An 18,588-nucleotide genomic window follows, 5' to 3' on the forward strand; every position below is an offset into this window, starting at 1 on the left:
GCTTTTTCCGTTACCTGCCGGGCGCCTAGCCTCCCTAGGTCATGGACTACTGCCACCCGTGCCGCAGGCACCTCAACGGGGCGCTGGCCTGCCCGGGCTGCGGCACCTCCGCCGACGCGGTGCGGGCCTACGCCGAGGCGGTGGGCGCGCGCGAGGCGGCCGACGAGCCGGACGCCGCCGACGACGGCGCCCCCGTCCGCCCGCGCAGCAGGCGCCGCCCGCGCCGGGCGCACCGCAGGCGCCGCGGACGCATCCTCCTCGCGACGGCGGGCCTCGCCCTCGCGGCGGGCGGCCTCAGCCTCGCGGAACTCGGCGCCGAGTCCGCCAAGGGCGGCGACGCCCAGGCCGCACCGGACACCACCGATGCCGTGGCGCAGGCGGACGACACCGCCGTCGAGGCCGGAGCTCCCTCGCCCTCCGGCGCCGCGGCCCGGGCCTCCGCCTCGCCCGGCGCGTCCGCCTCGGCGTCACCGAGCGCATCCCGGAGCAGTGGCTCCCCGTCGACGGACGCCGAGAGCGCCGACGGAAGCGAAGGCAAGGGGGACGCGAGCGGGTCGCCGGACAACTCCCCCTCACCCGGGGCCGGTTCGCCCACAGTCCCCCCGTCGACCTCACAGCCGACTCGGACGGCCACCCCGAGCGGCACGACCGCGCCCCCGGCGTCGGCGTCCCCGGCCCCCGAGCCGACCCCGACGAAGACGTGCGACCGCTTCCTGTGGTGGTGCACCTGAGACCCCGCGGCCTACGGTCCCCGGCGAAGGGGCCGCGAAGTCACTCCGCCCCGACCATCGTCCGCAACATGTCCCGCAGCGCGAGCCGCTGATCCCGTTCGAGACCGGCCAGCGGCTCACGCGCGAAGTCGAGCGAGTCCCGCAGACTCAGCGCCACGCGCGCCCCCTCCTCCGTGGGCGCCGCCACCTTCACCCGCCGGTCGCCCGGTGAGGGACGCCGCTCCACGAGCCCCCGCGCCTCCAGGCGGTCCACGATCCCCGTGATGTTCGACGGCTCGCACTTCAGCCGCTGCGCGATCTGCCGCATCGGCAGCGGTTCGAGCGCCAGCAGGCTCAGTACGCGCGCCTGCGCCCCGGTCAGTCCGTGCCGCGCGGCCGCCTCCTCGTACTCCTGGTGATAGCGCGCGACGACGGCGCCGATCAGCTCGACCACTTCGAGCGTGAGCGGGTCCGTTTGGCGGACACGGGTACTGGTCATGTCATTCAGGGTACCCAGTTACTTGACATCCTGAAATATTCAGGAGCATGGTTGTTTCACGTACTGAAATACCTGCCCCTGCGACGAAGGATCCGCGCATGCCCGCCGACACCCCCCAGATCCCCGCCACCGGCCGCGAGTGGGCCCTGCTCAGCCGCCCCGTCGGCTGGCCCGAGCCCTCCGACTTCGAGCTCCGTGAGGCCCCCGTGGCCGAGCCCGGCCCCGGCCAGGTCCTGGTCAAGAACCTCTATGTGTCGGTCGACCCGTACATGCGCGGCCGGATGAGCGCCGCGAAGTCGTACGTGGCCCCGTACGAGCTGGGCAAGGCCATGCAGGCCGGTGCCGTCGGCGTGGTCATCGCCTCGAACGACGAGGGTGTCGCGGTCGGCGACCACGTCCTGCACTTCCTCGGCTGGCGCGAGTACGCGACGTTCGACGCGAAGCAGGCCGTGAAGGTCGATCCCGAGGCCGCGCCCCTGTCGACGTACCTCGGTGTGCTCGGCATGACGGGCCTCACCGCGTACGCGGGTCTGCTGCGCACGCTCTCCTTCAAGGAGGGCGACAGCGTCTTCGTCTCGGGCGCGGCCGGCGCGGTCGGCGGCCAGGTCGGCCAGATCGCCAAGCTCAAGGGTGCCTCGCGGGTCATCGGTTCGGCCGGCTCGGACGAGAAGGTCAAGCTGCTCCTCGACGAGTACGGCTTCGACGCGGCCTTCAACTACAAGTCGGGCAACGTCCACGAGCTGCTGAAGGAGGCGGCCCCCGACGGCATCGACACCTACTTCGACAACGTCGGCGGCGACCACCTGGAGGCCGCCATCGCTCGCCTGAACCGCGACGGGCGCATCGCCATCTGCGGCGCGATCTCCGTCTACAACAACACCGAGCCGGCCCCCGGCCCGCGCAACCTCTCCCGCCTCATCCAGACCCGCGGCCGCATCGAGGGCTTCCTCGTCGGCGACCACTACGACCTCCAGCCGCAGTTCGTGCAGGAGGTCGGCGCCTGGGTCCGCTCCGGCGAGCTCAAGTACCGCGAGACGGTCGTCGAGGGCATCGAGAACAACCTGGAGGCGTTCCTCGGCGTCCTGCGCGGCGACAACACCGGGAAGATGGTCGTCAAGCTCTGACATCCGGCCTTCCCGTGAAGCGGCCCTCGTCCTCTGTGACGGGGGCCACTTTCGTCACGGCCGGCATTCGCTACGCTGTTTCCATCTAACGGATGTAAGTTTCCGGATACTGGAATAGAGGAGTACGGGTATGGCCATCACGCAGTCCGACGTCGTCTACACCGCCGTAGCCACCGCGGAGAACGGCCGCGACGGTCGCGTCTCCACCGACGACGGCAAGCTCGACGTCGTCGTCAACCCGCCCAAGGAGCAGGGCGGTTCGGGTGCCGGCACGAACCCGGAGCAACTGTTCGCGGCCGGTTACAGCGCCTGCTTCCAGGGCGCGCTCGCCGTCGTCGCCCGCCAGGAGGGCATCGACATCACCGGCTCGACCGTCACCGCCAAGGTCGGCATCGGCAAGAACGACGAGGGCTTCGGCCTGATCGTCGACATCTCGGCGGCCATCCCGAACACGGACACGGCCACCGCCACGTCCCTGATCGAGAAGGCCCACCAGGTCTGCCCGTACTCCAAGGCGACCCGCGGCAACATCACGGTCACGCTCTCGGTCTGACCGTAAAGCGGCCCCGGCCCGTCCCGTAAGGTTTGCGCCATGCGTGATCTCGGGGCGGGCTTCGGCTATCTGATGAAGGGGCAGCGCTGGGTTGCCCAGCACGGCAAACAGTTCGGCTGGAGCCTGCTGCCCGGCCTCATCACCCTCGTCCTGTACGCGGCGGCGCTGGTCTGCCTCGCCGTCTGGGGCGCCGACGCCGTCGGCTGGGCGACCCCCTTCGCCGACGACTGGTCGTCCCCGTGGGGCGGCCTCTTCCGCGGCCTGCTGACAGCCGTCCTCTTCGCCCTCGCCCTGCTGCTCGCGGTCCTCACCTTCACGGCCGTGACCCTCCTCATCGGCCAGCCCTTCTACGAGTCCCTCTCCGAGCAGGTCGACATCGCCGAGGGCGGCCACGCCCCGGAGTCCGGCCTGCCGCTCTGGCGCGAGCTGTGGATCTCGGCCCGCGACAGCCTGCGCATCCTCGTCCGGGCCGCCCTGTGGGGCCTCCTGCTCTTCGCGCTCGGCTTCCTCCCCTTCGTCGGCCAGACGGTCATCCCGGTCCTCGGCTTCCTCGTCACCGGCTTCTTCCTCACGGAGGAGCTGACAGCGGTGGCCCTGCAACGCCGAGGCGTCGGGCTCCGCGACCGCCTCACCCTGTTGCGCTCGCGCAAAGGCCTGGCGTGGGGCTTCGGAGCGCCGCTCGCGGTGGCGTTCCTGGTCCCGGTGGTGGCGGTGTTCCTGATGCCGGGCGCGGTGGCGGGGGCGACGCTCATGGTGCGTGACATGGAGGGCGAGGACGCGCCGGAACCGTCCGCGGACCACCCGCGCCCGGCCTCCCACAGCGACGGGGCGGACCAGTCCCCGCAAGGGACGACGGCATGAAGACGGCGAACCTCGGCGTCCTGTTCGCCATCGAACTCCTCGCCCTGGGCGCGGTGGGCGCCTACGGCTTCACCCGCGACGTGGCGGCGCCGCTGGCCTGGCTCTACGGCCTGCTCGGCCTCGCAGCCATGATCACCACCTGGGCCCTCTTCGGCTCCCCGAAGGCACGCCACACCACGCGCGGGGCGACCCGCGTGGCCTTCGAGACCGTCTGGTTCGGCGCGGGCGTCGTGGCCCTCGCGCTCTCGGGCGCGTACGTCTGGGCGCTCCTCTTCGCCGTCGTCTGCGCGCTGAGCAAGGCCCTCGCGGTGCACTGGAACCAGTAGGTCCGCGGGCGGGCTCTCGGTCCTCCCGGGGCCCGCTCCGGCGTGCGCCCGTTCGGCAGCCGCTCCCCGTACCCGGCGCGCCGCACCCGCGCCGGGCCGCATCGCGTCGTACCCCACCCAGGATCGCGGCCCGTCGCGCCTCGCTCCGGGCGGCCGGGTGCAGGATGGACGTGCTCGGTACACGCGCACACATGATGACCTCGACGAGGAGGGCCGGCATGGCGACCCAGGCAGACGGTTTCGACGGCGACGACGGGGCCACGGCCCGCGAGGCGGTGATCGAGGCCGCACTCGGCAAGCTCGACCTCGACACCAAGGCGCGCCTGCTCGCCGGACAGGACATGTGGTCGCTGCCCGCGATCCCCGCGATCGGCCTGCGCTCCCTGGTCATGTCCGACGGCCCGATCGGGGTGCGCGGAGTGCGCTCGACCGCCGCCGACCCCTCCGTCGCCCTGCCGTCCCCGACGGCGCTCGCCGCCACCTGGGACCCCGCGCTCGCCCGCCGGGCAGGCGCGCTCCTCGCCCAGGAGGCCCGCCGCAAGGGCGTCCACGTGCTGCTCGCGCCGACCGTGAACCTGCACCGCTCCCCGCTCGGTGGCCGCCACTTCGAGGCGTACAGCGAGGACCCGTACCTCACCGGCGCCATCGGCACCGGCTACGTCCAGGGCGTACAGTCCGGCGGCGTCGGCACCACGGTCAAGCACTTCGTCGCCAACGACGCCGAGACCGACCGCTTCACCGTCGACAACCTCGTCCCCGCCCGCGCCCTGCGCGAGCTGTACCTGGCCCCCTTCGAGACCATCGTCGCGGACGCCCGCCCCTGGGGCATCATGACCGCCTACAACACGGTCAACGGCACGACGATGACCGAGCACCACCACCTCGTGAACGAGGTCCTGCGCGGCGAATGGGGCTTCGACGGCTTCAACGTCTCCGACTGGCTGGCCGCCCGCTCCACCACCGGCGCCCTGCGGGGCGGCCTCGACATCGCCATGCCGGGACCGCAGACCGTGTACGGACCCGCGCTCGCCGCAGCCGTACGGGCCGGCGAGGCCGAGGAGTCCGAGGTCGACGACGCCGTGCGCCGCGTACTGCGCCTCGCCGCCCGCGTCGGCGCCCTCGACGGCGCAGAACCGGCCGTCCGCGAGGCACCGGCAGAGATCGACGGCGTCGCCCTGGCCCGCGAGATCGCCCGCCGCGCCTTCGTCCTCGTCCGCAACTCCGGTGTCCTGCCCCTGCGCGGGGACACCAGGATCGCCCTCATCGGCGCCGCCGCCCGCGACGCCCGCATCCTCGGCGGCGGCTCCGCCACCGTCTTCCCCGACCACGTCGTCTCCCCGCTCGACGGCCTGCGCGCCGTCGCGGACTCCGTCACCTACGCCGTCGGCGCCGACCCGAGCGACGAACTCGCCGCCGCCGAGCAGGGGTTCGAGCTGCGCGCCGTCTGCCGCGACGCCGACGGCACGGTCATCGGCGAGGGCTCACTGCCCAGCGGCCAGCTCCAGTGGATCGGCGACGACCTGCCCGCCGGTGTCACCCACGAGACGCTGCACAGCATCGAGATCAAGGGCACCTTCACCCCGCGCGTCAGCGGCGACCACGCCTTCGGCACCCGCGGCCTCGGCGCCTTCACCCTCACCGTCGACGGCACCGTCCTCTACGACGGCGTCCAGGAGATGGGCGACGAGTCCGACCCCTTCGAGGCGTTCTTCGGCGCCCCGCTGGAGCGCGGCAAGGTCACGCTCACCGAGGGCGAACCCGTCGATGTCTCCCTGCTCCACCCCCTGGGCGCGCCCCTCGCCCTGCCACTGCCCGCGGTGATGTTCAGCCTCACCCACCTCGAACCCCGTCGCGACGCGGACACCCTCATCGCCGAAGCGGTCGAGGCCGCGCGGGACGCCGAGGTCGCCGTCGTCGTGGTCGCCACCACCGAACGCGTCGAGTCCGAGGGCTTCGACCGCACCGACCTGCGCCTGCCCGGCCGCCAGGACGACCTGGTGCGCGCCGTCGCCGCCGCCAACCCGCACACCGTCGTGGTCGTCAACTCCGGCTCCCCGGTGGAACTCCCGTGGCGCGAGGACGTCGCCGCCGTGCTGCTCAGTTGGTTCCCCGGCCAGGAAGGCGGCGACGCGCTCGCCGACGTCCTCCTCGGCACCGAGGAACCGGGCGGCCGGCTCCCCACCACCTGGGGCCCGCTCGACGCGGCCCCGGTCACCGAGGTCACCCCGACCGACGGCCGACTTATCTACACCGAGGGCGTGTTCATCGGCTACCGCGCCTGGGACAAGGCCGGGGCCACTCCCTCGTACCCCTTCGGGCACGGCCTCGGCTACACCGACTGGACGTACGAGTCGATCGACGTGACCGGCACCACCGCCACGGTCCGCGTCCGCAACACCGGCCCCCGCCCCGGCCGCGAGGTCGTCCAGCTCTACCTGTCCCCGAGCGAACCGGACGCGACCCGGCCGGCCCGCTGGCTGGCCGGTTTCGCGAGCGTCACGGCCGCCCCCGGCGAGACCGTCGAGGCGGTCGTCGAACTGTCGCGCCGCGCCTTCGAGACCTGGGACGAGGAGGCGGGCGCCTGGGCACACCGGCCGGGCACCTACCTGCTGACCGCCGGCCGCTCGCTCACCGACGGCCGCGTCAGCGAGACGCTCGTCGCCTGACGCCGCGCCCCGCCGGTCTACCGGCGCACCCCGAACCCGTACACCGTCTGCGAGCGGTACACCTCGCCGGGCCGCAGCACGGTGGACGGGAAGTCGGGCCGGTTCGGCGAGTCCGGGAAGTGCTGCGTCTCCAGCGCGATCCCGTCACCCGGCGCGAACGGCAGCGTTCCGTCGAACCCGTCCGCGGTGTAGAGCTGCATCCCCGGCTCGGTCGTGGCGACGGTCAGCACCCGGCCCGTCGCCGGGTCGTGCAGCTCGGCGACGTCCACGGCGGCCGTGGTGACGCCCTTGTCGAGGACGTAGTTGTGGTCGTACCCGGCGTCGACCTTCCGGCTCTCCCGGAAGTCGAAGCGGGTCCCCGCGACCTCCACCGGCTCGCCCACCGGGATCAACGCGTCGTCCACGGCGCTCATCCGCCCGGCGTCGATCCGCAGCTCGTGACCGCCCACCGCGTTCCCCGAGCCCGCCCCGCCCAGGTTCCAGTAACTGTGATTGGTGAGGTTCACGACCGTCGGGGCGTCGGTCACCGCCTCGTAGGAGAGACGCAGGGCGCCACCCTCGGCAAGCGCGTACGTCGCCGAGACCTCGAGACGGCCGGGGAACCCCTCCTCGCCGTGCGGGGAGACACGGGTCAGCCGCACCGCATGCTCCCCGACCGCCTCCGCGTCCCACACCCGCTTGTCGAAACCGCGCTCCCCGCCGTGCAACGAGTTCGCCCCGTTGTTCCGCGCGAGGTGGTACGTCCGGTCGTCGAGCGGGAACCGCCCGCCCGCGATCCGGTTCGCGTACCGCCCCACCAGCGCGCCCAGGTACGGCTCCGGGTGCGAGAGGTACGCGCCCAGGTCGGGGAAGCCGAGCACGACCGTGTCCCTGCCCCCCTCGCGGTCGGGCACCTCGACCGATTGGAGGATGCCCCCGTACGTCAGGACGCGTACCCGCACCCCGTCCCGTTCCAGGGTCCAGCGGTGGACGTCGGTGCCGTCGGGAAGGGCGTCGAAGAGTTCGCTGTGCATGATCGAGACCCTACGCCCGCCGCCCGTCCGCTCAGCCGAGCGGTTCCTTCGCCGTCACCCCGCGATAGGCCAGCGCCGCGAGCCGCGCCTGCCCGTCCCTGCTGGGATGGAACCAGTCCCAGGGGCTCAACTGGTTCTCCCCGAACCGGTACTCGAACACCGCACCGCCGTCCGACCGGCACCGCCGGTCCTTCGCGCACACGTCCTTCAGCACCTCGTTGTACGCCTCGACGCGCTCCTGCACCGCCTCGCGCCGCCGCGTCGCGGCACTGCCCATGGCATCCGGGTCGGCCAGCATCGACGAGCAGATCCCCAGCTTCCACACCTGCTTGCCCAGCGCATTGGTCCGCCCCTCGGACCAGAGCCGCTTCAGGTCCGGCACGCTCATCACGTACACCTGCGTCTTCGGGGCCGCCCGCCGCAACTGCCGCAGCGCCTCCTCGAAATCGGCCCGGAAAGCGGCCACCGGCGTCATCGCGCCGACCGTCGGCCGGCACGCGTCGTTCGCCCCGGCCATCACCGTCACCAGCTCCGGCCCGCCCGCGCCCGCCCGCCGCATCTGTCCCGGCAGATCGGCCATCCGCGCCCCGGTCCGCGCGTAGTTCCAACTGTGCGTCCCGGCACGGCTCTTGCCGAGCAGCCGTACGGCCAGGCTCTTGACCCGCGCGTCCGAACCCGTCGCCCACGACACCTCGGGGCAGTCCGTCAGCACACTGCACGCGTCGAACCCGCGTGTGATCGAGTCACCCACCGCGGCCATGGAACGCGGGCTCGTGTCCCATGTCGGAGTGGGCCTCGGCGACGGCCGCACGGCCGTGGAGCCCGTAGGACCCGGGGAGTTGCCACCGGAGGCGTCGCACGCGGTGAGTGCCGCGCCACCGAGCACGGCCGCCGTCACCGCGGCGACGGCGGCCCGGCGGGTGGACGACCGGCGGTCTCGCTTCCGCATCCTGTGGTCCCCTCCCGGATCGAGCTCGTCTGTGAACGGCCGTCGCCGCCGTACGCGAGGCCGGGGTTGCGCCCCGCCGGGTGAAAGGTCGACGTTTGCGCACCCCAGGACCGACAGTACGTCACACTCCTTGTACCGCTGCGCGATAGCCTCGCCCCGGGGTCCCCGGTCGACCCGGTGGGACCCCGCTGTACCGGTTCCGCTAAATTACAACACGTCAGATGTGTCCCTTTTTGTCTGGACCTTTTCGATCCGGGCACAGAGGGAAGAAGGCTCGGCACGGGCGCGAGGCCGCTGGGAAGGCGACCCTCGACCCACACTGGAGGTCCGGTGACGACACGTGGAGTTCTGTACGTGCACTCCGCGCCGCGCGCGCTGTGCCCGCACGTCGAATGGGCGGTCGCGGGCGTCCTAGGCGTTCGCGTCAGCCTCGACTGGATCAGGCAGCCCGCGGCGCCCGGCACCTGGAGATCCGAGTTCTCCTGGCGGGGCGAGGCGGGCACGGCCGCCAAACTGGCCTCCGCGCTCCGCGGCTGGCAACTGCTCCGCTTCGAGGTGACGGCCGAACCCTGCGCCAGCGCCGAGGGCGAGCGCTACAGCGCCACCCCCGAACTCGGCATCTTCCACGCCGTCACCGGGATCCACGGGGACATCCTCATCCCGGAGGACCGGCTGCGCGCCGCCCTCGCCCGCTCCGTCGGCGGCGAGAGTGACCTGGAGTCCGAGGTCGCCAAGCTCCTCGGCAAGCCCTGGGACGACGAACTGGAGCCGTTCCGCTACGCCGGGGAAGGCGCCCCGGTCCGCTGGCTCCACCAAGTGGTGTGACGCCCCGAGCCGTGTGGGCCCGCCCGGGACATCCCGGGCGGGCCCACACGCACGTTCGCTCGTGAGGCGTCAGACGGAACGGAACGCCAGCACCACGTTGTGCCCACCGAAGCCGAACGAGTCGTTCAGCGCGATGATGTTGCCCTCGACGGGCAGCTTGCGCGCCTCGTTGCGGACGATGTCCGCGGACGCCTCCGCCTCGGGGTCCAGGTTCTCCACGTTGATCGTCGGCGGAGCCACCCGGTGGTACAGGGCCAGCACCGACGCCACGGTCTCGACGCCACCGGCGCCACCGAGCAGGTGCCCGGTCATGGACTTCGTCGCGGAGACGGCGATGTGGTCGGCGTCGTCGCCGAACACCAGGCGCAGCGCCTTCAGCTCGGCCACGTCCCCGGCCGGGGTCGACGTCGCGTGCGCGTTCACGTGCACGACCTCGGCCGGGTCCAGGTCGGTGTTGTCCAGCAGGTTGCGCAGGGCCTGCGCGATACCGCGGCCCTCCGGCTCCGGCTGCACGATGTCGTGGCCGTCGGCGGAGATGCCCTGGCCGAGCGCCTCCGCGTAGACGCGGGCGCCGCGCGCGGCGGCGTGCTCGGCCGACTCCAGGACGACGACGCCGGCGCCCTCACCGAGGACGAAGCCGTCCCGGGCGGTGTCGTAGGGGCGCGAGGCACCCTGCGGGTCGTCGTTGTTCTTCGACATCGCCATCATGTTGCCGAACGCGGCGATGGGCAGCGGGTGGATGGCCGCCTCGGTGCCACCGCAGACGACGACGTCGGCGCGGCCGGTGCGGATCATCTCGATGCCGTAGCCGATGGCCTCGGCGCCCGACGCACAGGCGGAGACCGGGGTGTGCACGCCCGCCCGGGCGTTCACGGCGAGGCCCACGTTGGCCGACGGGCCGTTGGGCATCAGCATGGGGACGGTGTGCGGGGAGACGCGGCGGACGCCCTTCTCCTTCAGCACGTCGTACTGGTCGAGGAGCGTGGTCACGCCACCGATACCGGACGCGATGACGGCGCCCAGACGGTCGGGGTCGATGGACGGGTCGTCGCCCGCCTTGTCGGTGAAACCGGCGTCGGCCCAGGCTTCCTTGGCGGCGATCAACGCGAACTGCGCGGAGCGGTCCAGCTTGCGGGCCTGCGGGCGAGGGATGACCTCGCTCGGGTCCACGGCTGCCGGTGCCGCGATACGGACCGCCTGCTCGGCGGCCCACTCCTGGTCGAGGGGCTTGACACCGGAACGTCCGGCGACCAGACCCTCCCAGGTGGTTGTCGCGTCGCCACCCAGCGGTGAGGTTGCGCCGATACCGGTGACGACCACGGTGCGATTGGTCGAGCTCACAGGAATTCTTTCTCCAACGGATGCGAGGGATTCAGCGGCGCCACCGCCGGGTGGCGGAGCGACTGACCTACGGTCTGGAGCCGGTGGCTCAGGCCTGGTGCTCGAGGATGTAGTTCGTGGCGTCGCCGACGGTCTTGAGGTTCTTGACATCGTCGTCCGGGATCTTGACGTCGAAGCGCTCTTCGGCGGCGACGACGACCTCGACCATGGACAGCGAGTCGACGTCCAGGTCGTCGGTGAAGGACTTGTCCGTCTCGACGTCCTCGACGGGGATCCCGGCGATCTCGTTCACGATCTCGGCGAGACCGGCGACGATCTCTTCCTTGGTGGCGGCCATTGTGGCGCTCCTTCGGTGTGTATCCAGCGTGTGGCGCCCGCCGCGGCAGCGGCAGGGGGTGACGACCGTACGGACCAGGTGATCCGGACGGGATGCCTAGGGGAGGGTAACGACCGTGGCGGCGTACACGAGACCCGCCCCGAAGCCGATGACGAGCGCGGTGTCGCCGCTCTTCGCCTCGCCGGTCGCCAGAAGCCGCTCCATCGCGAGCGGAATCGAGGCGGCCGAGGTGTTGCCGGTGGTGCGCACGTCGCGGGCGACCGTGACATGCTCCGGCAGTTTCAGAGTCTTCACCATCGAGTCGATGATCCGCTCGTTGGCCTGGTGCGGAATGAAGACATCCAGGTCGTCCGGGCTGATCCCGGCCGCGTCCAGCGCCTGCTGGGCGACCTTCGCCATCTCGAACACGGCCCAGCGGAACACCGCCTGGCCCTCCTGCGTGATCGCAGGAAACTTGACGTTGCCCTCGGAGTCCAGGGGCAACTGCGACACGTCGCCGATCCTGAACTGGTCCCACGGCACGGTCTGCTTGATCGTCCCGGCCTTGTCGCCCTCGGAACCCCACACCGTGGGGCCGATCGCGGGCTCGTCGGACGGACCGACGACCACGGCGCCCGCACCGTCACCGAACAGGAAGGCCGTCGCCCGGTCCTCCAGGTCGGTCAGGTCAGAGAGCCGCTCCACGCCGATGACGAGCACGTACTCCGCGCTGCCCTCGACGATCATGCCCTTGGCCAGGGTCAGCCCGTAGCCGAACCCGGCACAGCCGGCGGAGATGTCGAACGCGGCGGCCTTCTGCGTGCCCAGCTTGTCCGCGATCTCCGTGGCGATGGCCGGCGTCTGCGCGAAGTGCGACACCGTCGACACGACCACGGCGCCGATCTGCTCGGGCCGGATGCCCGCGTCGGCGATGGCCTTGCCGGACGCGTCGACGGACATCATCGCGACGGTCTCTTCGTCGTTCGCCCAGTGACGGGTGGAGATACCGGAACGCGAACGGATCCACTCGTCGGACGAGTCGATCTTCTCGAGGATCACCTCGTTCGGCACGACCCGCGTCGGCCGGTAACCGCCGACGCCGAGGATGCGCGCGTACGGGGCACCCTTGCTGGGCTTGATCTTCGACATGCTGCTCGGTCTCCTTGTCAGGCCGTTGCGTGGGAGGCTTCGGCGATCAGGGCGCGGGCCGCGTCGAGGTCGTCGGGGGTCTTCAGGGCGAGGGTCTTCACTCCGGGCAGCGCGCGCTTGGCGAGGCCGGTGAGGGTGCCGCCCGGGCACACCTCGACGAGCGCGGTCACGCCGAGCTCCTTGAACGTCTCCATGCACAGATCCCAGCGGACCGGGTTCGCGACCTGCCCGACCAGGCGGGAGAGCACCTCGGCTCCGGTCGCGACCGTCTTGCCGTCCTTGTTCGAGACGTACGCGACCGTGGGGTCGGCCGGGGCCAGTCCCTTCGCCGCCTCCTCCAGCTTCGCCACCGCCGGGCCCATGTGCCGGGTGTGGAACGCGCCCGCCACCTTCAACGGCACCACGCGACGCACCCCCTCGGGCTTGTCGGCCTCCAGCGCGGCCAGCTCCTCGAGCGTGCCGGCGGCCACGATCTGTCCCGCCCCGTTCACGTTCGCCGGGGTCAGGCCCAGCTTCTCCAGGTGTGCCACGGTGACCTCGGGGTCACCGCCGAGCAGCGCCGACATGCCGGTCCGCGTGACCGCGGCGGCCTCGGCCATGGCCAGTCCGCGCCCGCGCACGAGGCGCAGAGCGGCGGTGTCGTCGAGCACCCCGGCGAACGCGGCCGCGGTGATCTCACCGACACTGTGCCCCGCCACCGCGCCCGGCGTGACATCGCCGAGGGCCGACGCCGACAGAAGCCCGGCCGCGACAAGGAGCGGCTGGGCCACGGCCGTGTCACGGATCGCGTCCGCGTCGGCCTGCGTGCCGTAGTGGGCAAGGTCGAGTCCGATGGCGTCGGACCAGGCGGCGAGGCGGTCGGCCGCGCCGGGAAGGTCGAGCCAGGGAGTCAGGAAGCCGGGCGTCTGAGCGCCTTGGCCGGGAGCGACGAGTACGAGCACTCTCACACTCTCTCTTGTGGAAGGGTCGGGCCGCCCGTGGGGACAGGGACGAAGAACCGAAGGGGGAATTGTAGACCCCCGACAAAAGCCTATGACTGAGGATCGGCGTCGGCCAAGCGCCCCAGGATGAGCGCGATGCGCAGCGTGAACGCCGAGCGGACGTCCGACGGCGACCAGCCGGTGACGTCCGTCACACGTCGGAGCCGGTAGCGGACGGTGTTGGGGTGCACGAAGAGCATCCGCGCCGCGCCCTCCAAGCTGCTCGCCTGCTCCAGATAGACGCTGAGCGTCTCCAGAAGAGCCGAGCCCGCTTCCTCCAGCGGTCTGTAGATCTCCTCCACCAACTGCTCCCGCGCGGAGGGGTCTCCCGCGATCGCGCGCTCCGGAAGCAGATCGTCCGCCAGCACCGGCCTGGGAGCGTCCTGCCAGGCACCGCACGCCTTGAGTCCGGCGGCCGCGGCCTGGGCGGACCGGGTGGCGGCCAGCAGGTCGGGCACCACGGGACCGGCGACCACGGCCCCCGCCGCGAACGGCCCGATCAGCGACTTCGCCACCGCCAGCGGATTGTCGCTGCCGCCCGCGATCACCACGAGCCGGGCCCCGAGCACCCCGGTCAGCACCTGGAGCTTGGCGTGGCGCGACGCCCGCCGGATCGCCTCGACGGTCAGCTCGCTGTCGCCGTCGGGAGCCGTGCCGAGGACCACGCACACATGCTCGGGCGAGTTCCAGCCCAGCGCCGCCGCCCGGCTGATCGCTCCCTCGTCGGCCTCCCCGGAGAGCACCGCGTTCACCACGAGCGACTCCAGGCGCGCGTCCCACGCACCCCGCGCCTCCGCCGCCTGCGCGTACACCTGGGCGGTCGCGAACGCGATCTCCCTCGCATACACGAGCAGCGCCTCGCGCAGCACGCTCTCGTCGCCGGGCGCGGCCACCTCGTCGATGGCCGACTCCATGACCTCGATCGTCGTGCGCACCATCTCCACGGTCTGGCGCAACGTGATCGCCCGGGTCAGTTCCCGCGGCGCCGTCCCGAACACGTCCGTCGAGATGGCCTGCGGGGTGTCCGGGCGCCGGAACCACTCGGTGAACGCGGCGATACCCGCCTGCGCCACGAGCCCGATCCACGACCGGTTCTCCGGTGGCATGGCCCGGTACCAGGACAGCGTCTCGTCCATGCGCGTGATCGCCTGCGCGGCAAGCGCCCCGGAGGACTTCTCCAGGCGCTTCAGGGTCGCCGAGTGCGGGTGGGGATCCGCACGGGCGCCCGGACGGCGGTCCGCTGATTCGTTCGCTGAAGTCTGCGCTGATTCCGATTGGGGCACGGGGACAAGACTGCCTTACCGGGACGCCTCAGCGGAGTGGAGGGTCCGGGGCGACCGCCGCGGACGGCCGGAAACCAGGGCTGCGCCAAGGCCGCCGCACCGCGCGTGCCCGGGGACTACCGTGTAACGCGTGATTGATGTACGTCGCTCCGGCGACCGCTATCCCGGAGGCGAACCCGGCGCGGGGATCCAGTCCTTCCACGCCTTCTCCTTCGGCCCGCACTACGACCCGGACAACCTGCGCTTCGGCGCGATCCTCGCCTGCAACGAGGAACGCCTCGCTCCCGGCGCGGGCTTCGACGAACACCCCCACAGCCACACCGAGATCGTCACCTGGGTCGTCTCCGGCGAACTCACCCACCGCGACTCCACCGGCCATGCGTCCGTCGTGCGGCCCGGCGACGTCCAGCACCTCAGCTCCGGCGGCGGCGTCCGCCACGTCGAACGCAACGACGGGACCGACCCCCTCACCTTCATCCAGATGTGGCTGGCCCCGCGCGACCCGGGCGGCGACCCCGCGTACGAAGTGGTGCACGGCATCGCCGACTCGACGCCCTACGACGTCCCCGCGGCCGGCGCGATGCTCCATGTCCGGCGTCTGGCCGAGGGCGAACGGACGGAACTGCCCACAGCCCCGTACGTCTACCTCCACGTCGTGCACGGCGAAGTCCGGCTCGGGAACACGCGGTTGCGGCAGGGCGACGCCGCCCGGATCACCGAGCCGACAGGGCCCGAGGCGCTGGCGACCGAGGAGGCGCACCTGTTGATCTGGGAGATGAGGGAGATGGGGGAGAAGAGGGGGAGGGGGGAGCTGAGGTAGACGGGCGGCTGAATGTGGGCAGAGCGGGGGAGCGGGGGGAGCGAGGGAGCGGGGGGCGGAGGAGGGGGCGCGGGTCCGGTCCGGCCCGGGTGGGCCGCGTCAGAGTTCGGCGAGGACCGCGTCGGTGAACGGCGGCCACACCTCGGCCGCCCAGGGCCCGAACGCCCGGTCCGTAAGGGCGACACACGCCACCCCGGCGGCCGGGTCGATCCACAGGAACGTGCCGGACTGCCCGAAGTGCCCGAACGTTCGCGGCGACGAGGAACTGCCCGTCCAATGCGGCGACTTGTGGTCCCGGACCTCGAAGCCGAGCCCCCAGTCGTTCGGGTTCTGGTGCCCGTAACCCGGCAGCACCCCCTTCGTCCCCGGGTACTGCACCGTCATCGCCTCGGCCACGGTCCGCGGATCGAGCAGCCGCGGCGCCTGTACCTCCGCGGCGAACCGCACCAGGTCCTCCACCGTCGACACTCCGTCCTTCGCGGGCGAGCCGTCGAGCGTGGTCGCCGTCATCCCGAGGGGTTCGAGCACGGCCTGCCGCAGATACTCGGCGAACGGGATGTCCGTCGCCTTCTCGATGTGGTCCCCGAGCGCCTCGAAGCCCGCGTTCGAGTACAACCGCCGTGTCCCCGGCGCCGAGGTCGTCCTGTGCTCGTCGAAGGCGAGCCCACTGGTGTGCGCCAGCAGATGCCGCACCGTCGATCCCTCGGGGCCGGCCGGATCGTCGAGCTCAATCGCCCCTTCCTCGTACGCGACGAGTGCCGCGTAGGCCGCGAGCGGCTTGGTGACCGAGGCCAGCGGGAAACGGTGGGCCGTGGGGCCGTGCGTGCCCAGCACCGTGCCGTCCGCCCGGACGACGGCTGCGGCGGCGGTCGGGACCGGCCAGTTCTCGATCAACGCGAGGCTCTGCATACGTACGAGCCTAAAGCGTCAGCCTCATCGCGGGTGAGGGGGTGCGGGTGAACCCGAGCGACGTGTACAGCGGCTCCCCCTGATCCGTCGCGTGCAGATCGATCCGTCGCACGCCGCGCTCCCGGTACCACCCCAGAAGCGCCTCCATGCAGGCGCGCGAGTAGCCCTTGCGCCGGTACTCCGGGTCGGTGCACACGTTGAAGACGTGCCCGGAGGTGCCGGAGGGGTTGCCCGGGGCACCCAGCCCGCGGTGGATCGCTCCCGTCGCGCAGGCCGCGAGACGCCCCGCCTCCGCCGGGGCGTCGATGACGAACGCCGCCAACTCGCCCCCCGGGTCGGCGAGGCGGGAACGCAGAACGGCGATCGTGGTCGGCTGCCAGCTCGCATCGGTGCTGGGGGTATCGGCGGCGCTGCGATTCATCGAGGCGAGCATGATCTCGCGCAGCCGGACCAGCTCTTCGGCGTCCCCGGGGACGGCGCGGCGAACGAGGGGCATGATCCGCACCGTAGTGCGGAGGCCACCCGGCTGTCGCCGGGAATTCCCCGAGATCGCTTGCTTGGAGCGCACTCCAAGGTTCTAGCGTGGGAGGCATGACGGTGATGGAGACCCCGCCCGCACCCAACCCGACCACGGCCGGTCGTACCCAGGTCGACCGAGCGGAGATCGGTCGTACCAGGGTCGACGCCTGCGCCTCGGCGCCCGGCGCCCACCCGCGTCCGACCGGCCAGGACCGGTACACGATCAGTGAAGTCGTCGCCTTCACCGGGCTGACCGCGCACACCCTGCGCTGGTACGAGCGGATCGGCCTGATGCCCGACGTCGATCGCTCGCATACCGGCCAGCGCCGCTACACCAACCGCGACCTGGACTGGCTCGCCTTCGTGGGCAAACTGCGGCTCACCGGCATGCCGGTCGCCCACATGGTCCGCTACGCCGAACTCGTCCGCCTCGGCGACCAGACCTTCGGGGAGCGCCGCGAACTCCTGGAGGCGACCCGCCGCGACGTCCTGAACCGCATGGCCGAACTCGAGGACACCTTGGCCGTACTCGACCACAAGATCAACTTCTATGCGGGCGCCGAGCCGGCGCCGGACAGGACAGGAGCCGCATGACCGGCACGGAGTCGACGCCGCGGACGGACGAGGGACGCGCCCCCGCCGAAGAGCGCATCGCCACTGTTGAGTTGGGAAACAACGGGCCCGTGGTGGGCGTTCAGGGCCTCGGCTGCATGGGCATGAGCTGGGCCTACGGTCCGACCGACACCGACGAGGCGCGAGCCACCCTGGAGCGGTCCCTGGAACTCGGTGTCACCTTGTACGACACCGCCGACGTCTACGGCGCCGGAGAGAACGAGCGGTTTCTGGCTCCTTTCGTCAAGGCACACCGGGACGAGATCGTCCTGGCCACCAAGTTCGCCCTCGGGCTTGATCCCAGCGCCCCTTACAAGCGCGTCATCAACAACCACCCCGCCTACATCAGGACCTGCATCGACTCCAGCCTCCAGCGGCTGGGTGTCGATTCGGTCGACCTGTACTACATGCACCGCCGTGACCCCGAGGTGCCCATCGAGGAGACGGTCGGCGCGATGGCCGAACTCGTCACCGCCGGCAAGGTCAAGCACCTCGGCCTCAGCGAGGTCACCGCCGACGAACTGCGCGCCGCTCACACCGTCCACCCGATCGCCGCCGTGCAGTCCGAATGGTCGCTGTTCAGCCGGGACATCGAGCGGTCGGTGGTGCCGGCCGCCGCCGAACTCGGTGTCGCGCTCGTCCCCTACTCGCCGCTCGGACGCGGGTTCCTCACCGGTGCCTTCGTCAGCGCCGACAAGGAGCTGGCCGAGGACGACTTCCGCCGCCGACAACCCCGGTTCACCGGCGCCAACGCCGCCGCCAACGCGGCCCTCCTCGAACCGGTCCGCAAGGTCGCGGACGCACACGGGGCCTCCCCCGGCCAGATCGCCCTGGCCTGGTTGCAGCGACAGGCCGAACTCTTCGGGCTTCCCGTCGTCCCCATCCCCGGTACCCGCAAGCGCAGCCGCGTCGAGGAGAACACCGCGGCGACCCGCATCACCCTCACCGAGGAAGACCTGGCCCTTCTCGCACCCATCGCCTCCCAGGTGTCCGGTGACCGCTACGCCGACATGTCCTTCACTTCGGCGGGCCGCGAATAACCACAGCGACCTCCGCACGGCTACCGGCCGCCGTCGGGCGCCTGGACGGAGGGCGGGGGACGACCGACACCTTGCGCCCGGCCCCTCCGTCGT

The 18,588-nt window shown here is 71.8% G+C and carries 20 protein-coding genes; 10 read left to right on the forward strand and 10 right to left on the reverse strand.

All coding sequences use genetic code 11. The features are described 5' to 3' along the window. Positions 1-41 precede the first annotated feature (41 nt). Positions 42-731: a hypothetical protein gene (locus ACIRF8_RS05265; protein ID WP_404211014.1), complete on the forward strand. Its 690-nt coding sequence runs from the start codon at positions 42-44 to the stop codon at positions 729-731. A 40-nt stretch (positions 732-771) separates the two neighbouring features. On the opposite strand, the gene ACIRF8_RS05270 is transcribed toward ACIRF8_RS05265, so the two are convergent. Further along, positions 772-1,209 (reverse strand): MarR family winged helix-turn-helix transcriptional regulator, encoded by a 438-nt coding sequence (locus ACIRF8_RS05270; protein ID WP_404211016.1) that lies wholly within the window; start codon positions 1,207-1,209, stop codon positions 772-774. A 98-nt stretch (positions 1,210-1,307) separates the two neighbouring features. Here ACIRF8_RS05270 and ACIRF8_RS05275 point away from each other — a divergent pair, with 98 nt between their 5' ends. From ACIRF8_RS05275 to ACIRF8_RS05295, 5 genes are all read left to right on the forward strand, one after another. Continuing rightward, complete coding sequence (locus ACIRF8_RS05275) at positions 1,308-2,333, forward strand: NADP-dependent oxidoreductase (RefSeq protein WP_404211018.1); 1,026 nt, start codon at positions 1,308-1,310, stop codon at positions 2,331-2,333. Between the two features lie 130 nt (positions 2,334-2,463). Continuing rightward, positions 2,464-2,886: an organic hydroperoxide resistance protein gene (locus tag ACIRF8_RS05280; RefSeq protein WP_404211020.1), complete on the forward strand. Its 423-nt coding sequence runs from the start codon at positions 2,464-2,466 to the stop codon at positions 2,884-2,886. Between the two features lie 39 nt (positions 2,887-2,925). Then, positions 2,926-3,747, forward strand: coding sequence for an EI24 domain-containing protein (locus ACIRF8_RS05285; protein ID WP_404211022.1), 822 nt, complete (start codon positions 2,926-2,928; stop codon positions 3,745-3,747). Next, the gene (locus ACIRF8_RS05290; protein ID WP_404211024.1) at positions 3,744-4,073 is read left to right on the forward strand and encodes a YrdB family protein; all 330 of its coding nucleotides are present in this window, start codon (positions 3,744-3,746) and stop codon (positions 4,071-4,073) included. The genes ACIRF8_RS05285 and ACIRF8_RS05290 overlap by 4 nt, the downstream gene beginning before the upstream one ends. A 218-nt stretch (positions 4,074-4,291) precedes the next feature. Further along, the gene (locus tag ACIRF8_RS05295; RefSeq protein WP_404211026.1) at positions 4,292-6,739 is read left to right on the forward strand and encodes a beta-glucosidase; all 2,448 of its coding nucleotides are present in this window, start codon (positions 4,292-4,294) and stop codon (positions 6,737-6,739) included. A 17-nt stretch (positions 6,740-6,756) separates the two neighbouring features. On the opposite strand, the gene ACIRF8_RS05300 is transcribed toward ACIRF8_RS05295, so the two are convergent. Together ACIRF8_RS05300 and ACIRF8_RS05305 are read right to left on the reverse strand one after the other, a co-directional pair. Beyond that, positions 6,757-7,752, reverse strand: a complete 996-nt coding sequence (locus ACIRF8_RS05300; RefSeq protein ID WP_404211028.1) for an aldose epimerase family protein — start codon at positions 7,750-7,752, stop codon at positions 6,757-6,759. A 31-nt stretch (positions 7,753-7,783) separates the two neighbouring features. Further along, positions 7,784-8,701, reverse strand: a complete 918-nt coding sequence (locus ACIRF8_RS05305; RefSeq protein ID WP_404211030.1) for an SGNH/GDSL hydrolase family protein — start codon at positions 8,699-8,701, stop codon at positions 7,784-7,786. A 330-nt stretch (positions 8,702-9,031) separates the two neighbouring features. On the opposite strand from ACIRF8_RS05305, the gene ACIRF8_RS05310 reads away from it, so the two are divergent. Beyond that, the gene (locus tag ACIRF8_RS05310) at positions 9,032-9,526 is read left to right on the forward strand and encodes a DUF3145 domain-containing protein (RefSeq protein ID WP_404211032.1); all 495 of its coding nucleotides are present in this window, start codon (positions 9,032-9,034) and stop codon (positions 9,524-9,526) included. Between the two features lie 69 nt (positions 9,527-9,595). On the opposite strand, the gene ACIRF8_RS05315 is transcribed toward ACIRF8_RS05310, so the two are convergent. The 5 genes from ACIRF8_RS05315 to ACIRF8_RS05335 form a co-directional block, all read right to left on the reverse strand. Then, complete coding sequence (locus ACIRF8_RS05315) at positions 9,596-10,867, reverse strand: beta-ketoacyl-[acyl-carrier-protein] synthase family protein (protein ID WP_404211034.1); 1,272 nt, start codon at positions 10,865-10,867, stop codon at positions 9,596-9,598. 88 nt (positions 10,868-10,955) lie between these two features. After that, a complete protein-coding gene (locus ACIRF8_RS05320) occupies positions 10,956-11,204 on the reverse strand; it encodes an acyl carrier protein (protein ID WP_404211036.1) in 249 nt (82 codons plus the stop codon). A gap of 96 nt (positions 11,205-11,300) precedes the next feature. Further along, entirely contained in the window at positions 11,301-12,332 is a 1,032-nt protein-coding gene (locus ACIRF8_RS05325; RefSeq protein ID WP_404211038.1) for a ketoacyl-ACP synthase III, read from the reverse strand. 17 nt (positions 12,333-12,349) lie between these two features. Further along, complete coding sequence (locus tag ACIRF8_RS05330; RefSeq protein WP_404211040.1) at positions 12,350-13,273, reverse strand: ACP S-malonyltransferase; 924 nt, start codon at positions 13,271-13,273, stop codon at positions 12,350-12,352. Positions 13,274-13,362: 89 nt separating this feature from the next. After that, positions 13,363-14,595 (reverse strand): PucR family transcriptional regulator, encoded by a 1,233-nt coding sequence (locus ACIRF8_RS05335; protein ID WP_404211042.1) that lies wholly within the window; start codon positions 14,593-14,595, stop codon positions 13,363-13,365. Positions 14,596-14,725: 130 nt separating this feature from the next. Here ACIRF8_RS05335 and ACIRF8_RS05340 point away from each other — a divergent pair, with 130 nt between their 5' ends. Further along, positions 14,726-15,415: a pirin family protein gene (locus tag ACIRF8_RS05340; protein ID WP_404211043.1), complete on the forward strand. Its 690-nt coding sequence runs from the start codon at positions 14,726-14,728 to the stop codon at positions 15,413-15,415. Between the two features lie 99 nt (positions 15,416-15,514). Here ACIRF8_RS05340 and ACIRF8_RS05345 read toward each other — a convergent pair whose 3' ends face one another. Both ACIRF8_RS05345 and ACIRF8_RS05350 read right to left on the reverse strand, forming a co-directional pair. After that, complete coding sequence (locus ACIRF8_RS05345; protein ID WP_404211045.1) at positions 15,515-16,324, reverse strand: serine hydrolase domain-containing protein; 810 nt, start codon at positions 16,322-16,324, stop codon at positions 15,515-15,517. A gap of 10 nt (positions 16,325-16,334) precedes the next feature. After that, positions 16,335-16,820, reverse strand: a complete 486-nt coding sequence (locus ACIRF8_RS05350) for a GNAT family N-acetyltransferase (protein WP_404211047.1) — start codon at positions 16,818-16,820, stop codon at positions 16,335-16,337. A 95-nt stretch (positions 16,821-16,915) separates the two neighbouring features. Between ACIRF8_RS05350 and ACIRF8_RS05355 the strand changes: the two genes are divergently transcribed. Next, positions 16,916-17,437, forward strand: coding sequence for a MerR family transcriptional regulator (locus ACIRF8_RS05355; RefSeq protein WP_404211049.1), 522 nt, complete (start codon positions 16,916-16,918; stop codon positions 17,435-17,437). Then, positions 17,434-18,495: an aldo/keto reductase gene (locus ACIRF8_RS05360; protein WP_404211051.1), complete on the forward strand. Its 1,062-nt coding sequence runs from the start codon at positions 17,434-17,436 to the stop codon at positions 18,493-18,495. The genes ACIRF8_RS05355 and ACIRF8_RS05360 overlap by 4 nt, the downstream gene beginning before the upstream one ends. Positions 18,496-18,588: the final 93 nt, after the last annotated feature.

The sequence above is a fragment of the Streptomyces sp. NPDC102406 genome (genome assembly GCF_044765725.1).
Taxonomy (GTDB): domain Bacteria; phylum Actinomycetota; class Actinomycetes; order Streptomycetales; family Streptomycetaceae; genus Streptomyces.

What these genes read in the sequence shown, in the direction of transcription:
- ACIRF8_RS05355 (WP_404211049.1), top strand. Translation starts at nt 16,916, where the DNA reads ATGACGGTGATGGAGACCCCGCCCGCACCCAACCCGACCACGGCCGGT.
- ACIRF8_RS05360 (WP_404211051.1), top strand. Translation starts at nt 17,434, where the DNA reads ATGACCGGCACGGAGTCGACGCCGCGGACGGACGAGGGACGCGCCCCC.
- ACIRF8_RS05285 (WP_404211022.1), top strand. Translation starts at nt 2,926, where the DNA reads ATGCGTGATCTCGGGGCGGGCTTCGGCTATCTGATGAAGGGGCAGCGC.
- ACIRF8_RS05325 (WP_404211038.1), bottom strand. Translation starts at nt 12,332, where the DNA reads ATGTCGAAGATCAAGCCCAGCAAGGGTGCCCCGTACGCGCGCATCCTC.
- ACIRF8_RS05290 (WP_404211024.1), top strand. Translation starts at nt 3,744, where the DNA reads ATGAAGACGGCGAACCTCGGCGTCCTGTTCGCCATCGAACTCCTCGCC.
- ACIRF8_RS05305 (WP_404211030.1), bottom strand. Translation starts at nt 8,701, where the DNA reads ATGCGGAAGCGAGACCGCCGGTCGTCCACCCGCCGGGCCGCCGTCGCC.
- ACIRF8_RS05350 (WP_404211047.1), bottom strand. Translation starts at nt 16,820, where the DNA reads ATGCCCCTCGTTCGCCGCGCCGTCCCCGGGGACGCCGAAGAGCTGGTC.
- ACIRF8_RS05280 (WP_404211020.1), top strand. Translation starts at nt 2,464, where the DNA reads ATGGCCATCACGCAGTCCGACGTCGTCTACACCGCCGTAGCCACCGCG.
- ACIRF8_RS05275 (WP_404211018.1), top strand. Translation starts at nt 1,308, where the DNA reads ATGCCCGCCGACACCCCCCAGATCCCCGCCACCGGCCGCGAGTGGGCC.
- ACIRF8_RS05270 (WP_404211016.1), bottom strand. Translation starts at nt 1,209, where the DNA reads ATGACCAGTACCCGTGTCCGCCAAACGGACCCGCTCACGCTCGAAGTG.
- ACIRF8_RS05320 (WP_404211036.1), bottom strand. Translation starts at nt 11,204, where the DNA reads ATGGCCGCCACCAAGGAAGAGATCGTCGCCGGTCTCGCCGAGATCGTG.
- ACIRF8_RS05300 (WP_404211028.1), bottom strand. Translation starts at nt 7,752, where the DNA reads ATGCACAGCGAACTCTTCGACGCCCTTCCCGACGGCACCGACGTCCAC.
- ACIRF8_RS05265 (WP_404211014.1), top strand. Translation starts at nt 42, where the DNA reads ATGGACTACTGCCACCCGTGCCGCAGGCACCTCAACGGGGCGCTGGCC.
- ACIRF8_RS05295 (WP_404211026.1), top strand. Translation starts at nt 4,292, where the DNA reads ATGGCGACCCAGGCAGACGGTTTCGACGGCGACGACGGGGCCACGGCC.
- ACIRF8_RS05345 (WP_404211045.1), bottom strand. Translation starts at nt 16,324, where the DNA reads ATGCAGAGCCTCGCGTTGATCGAGAACTGGCCGGTCCCGACCGCCGCC.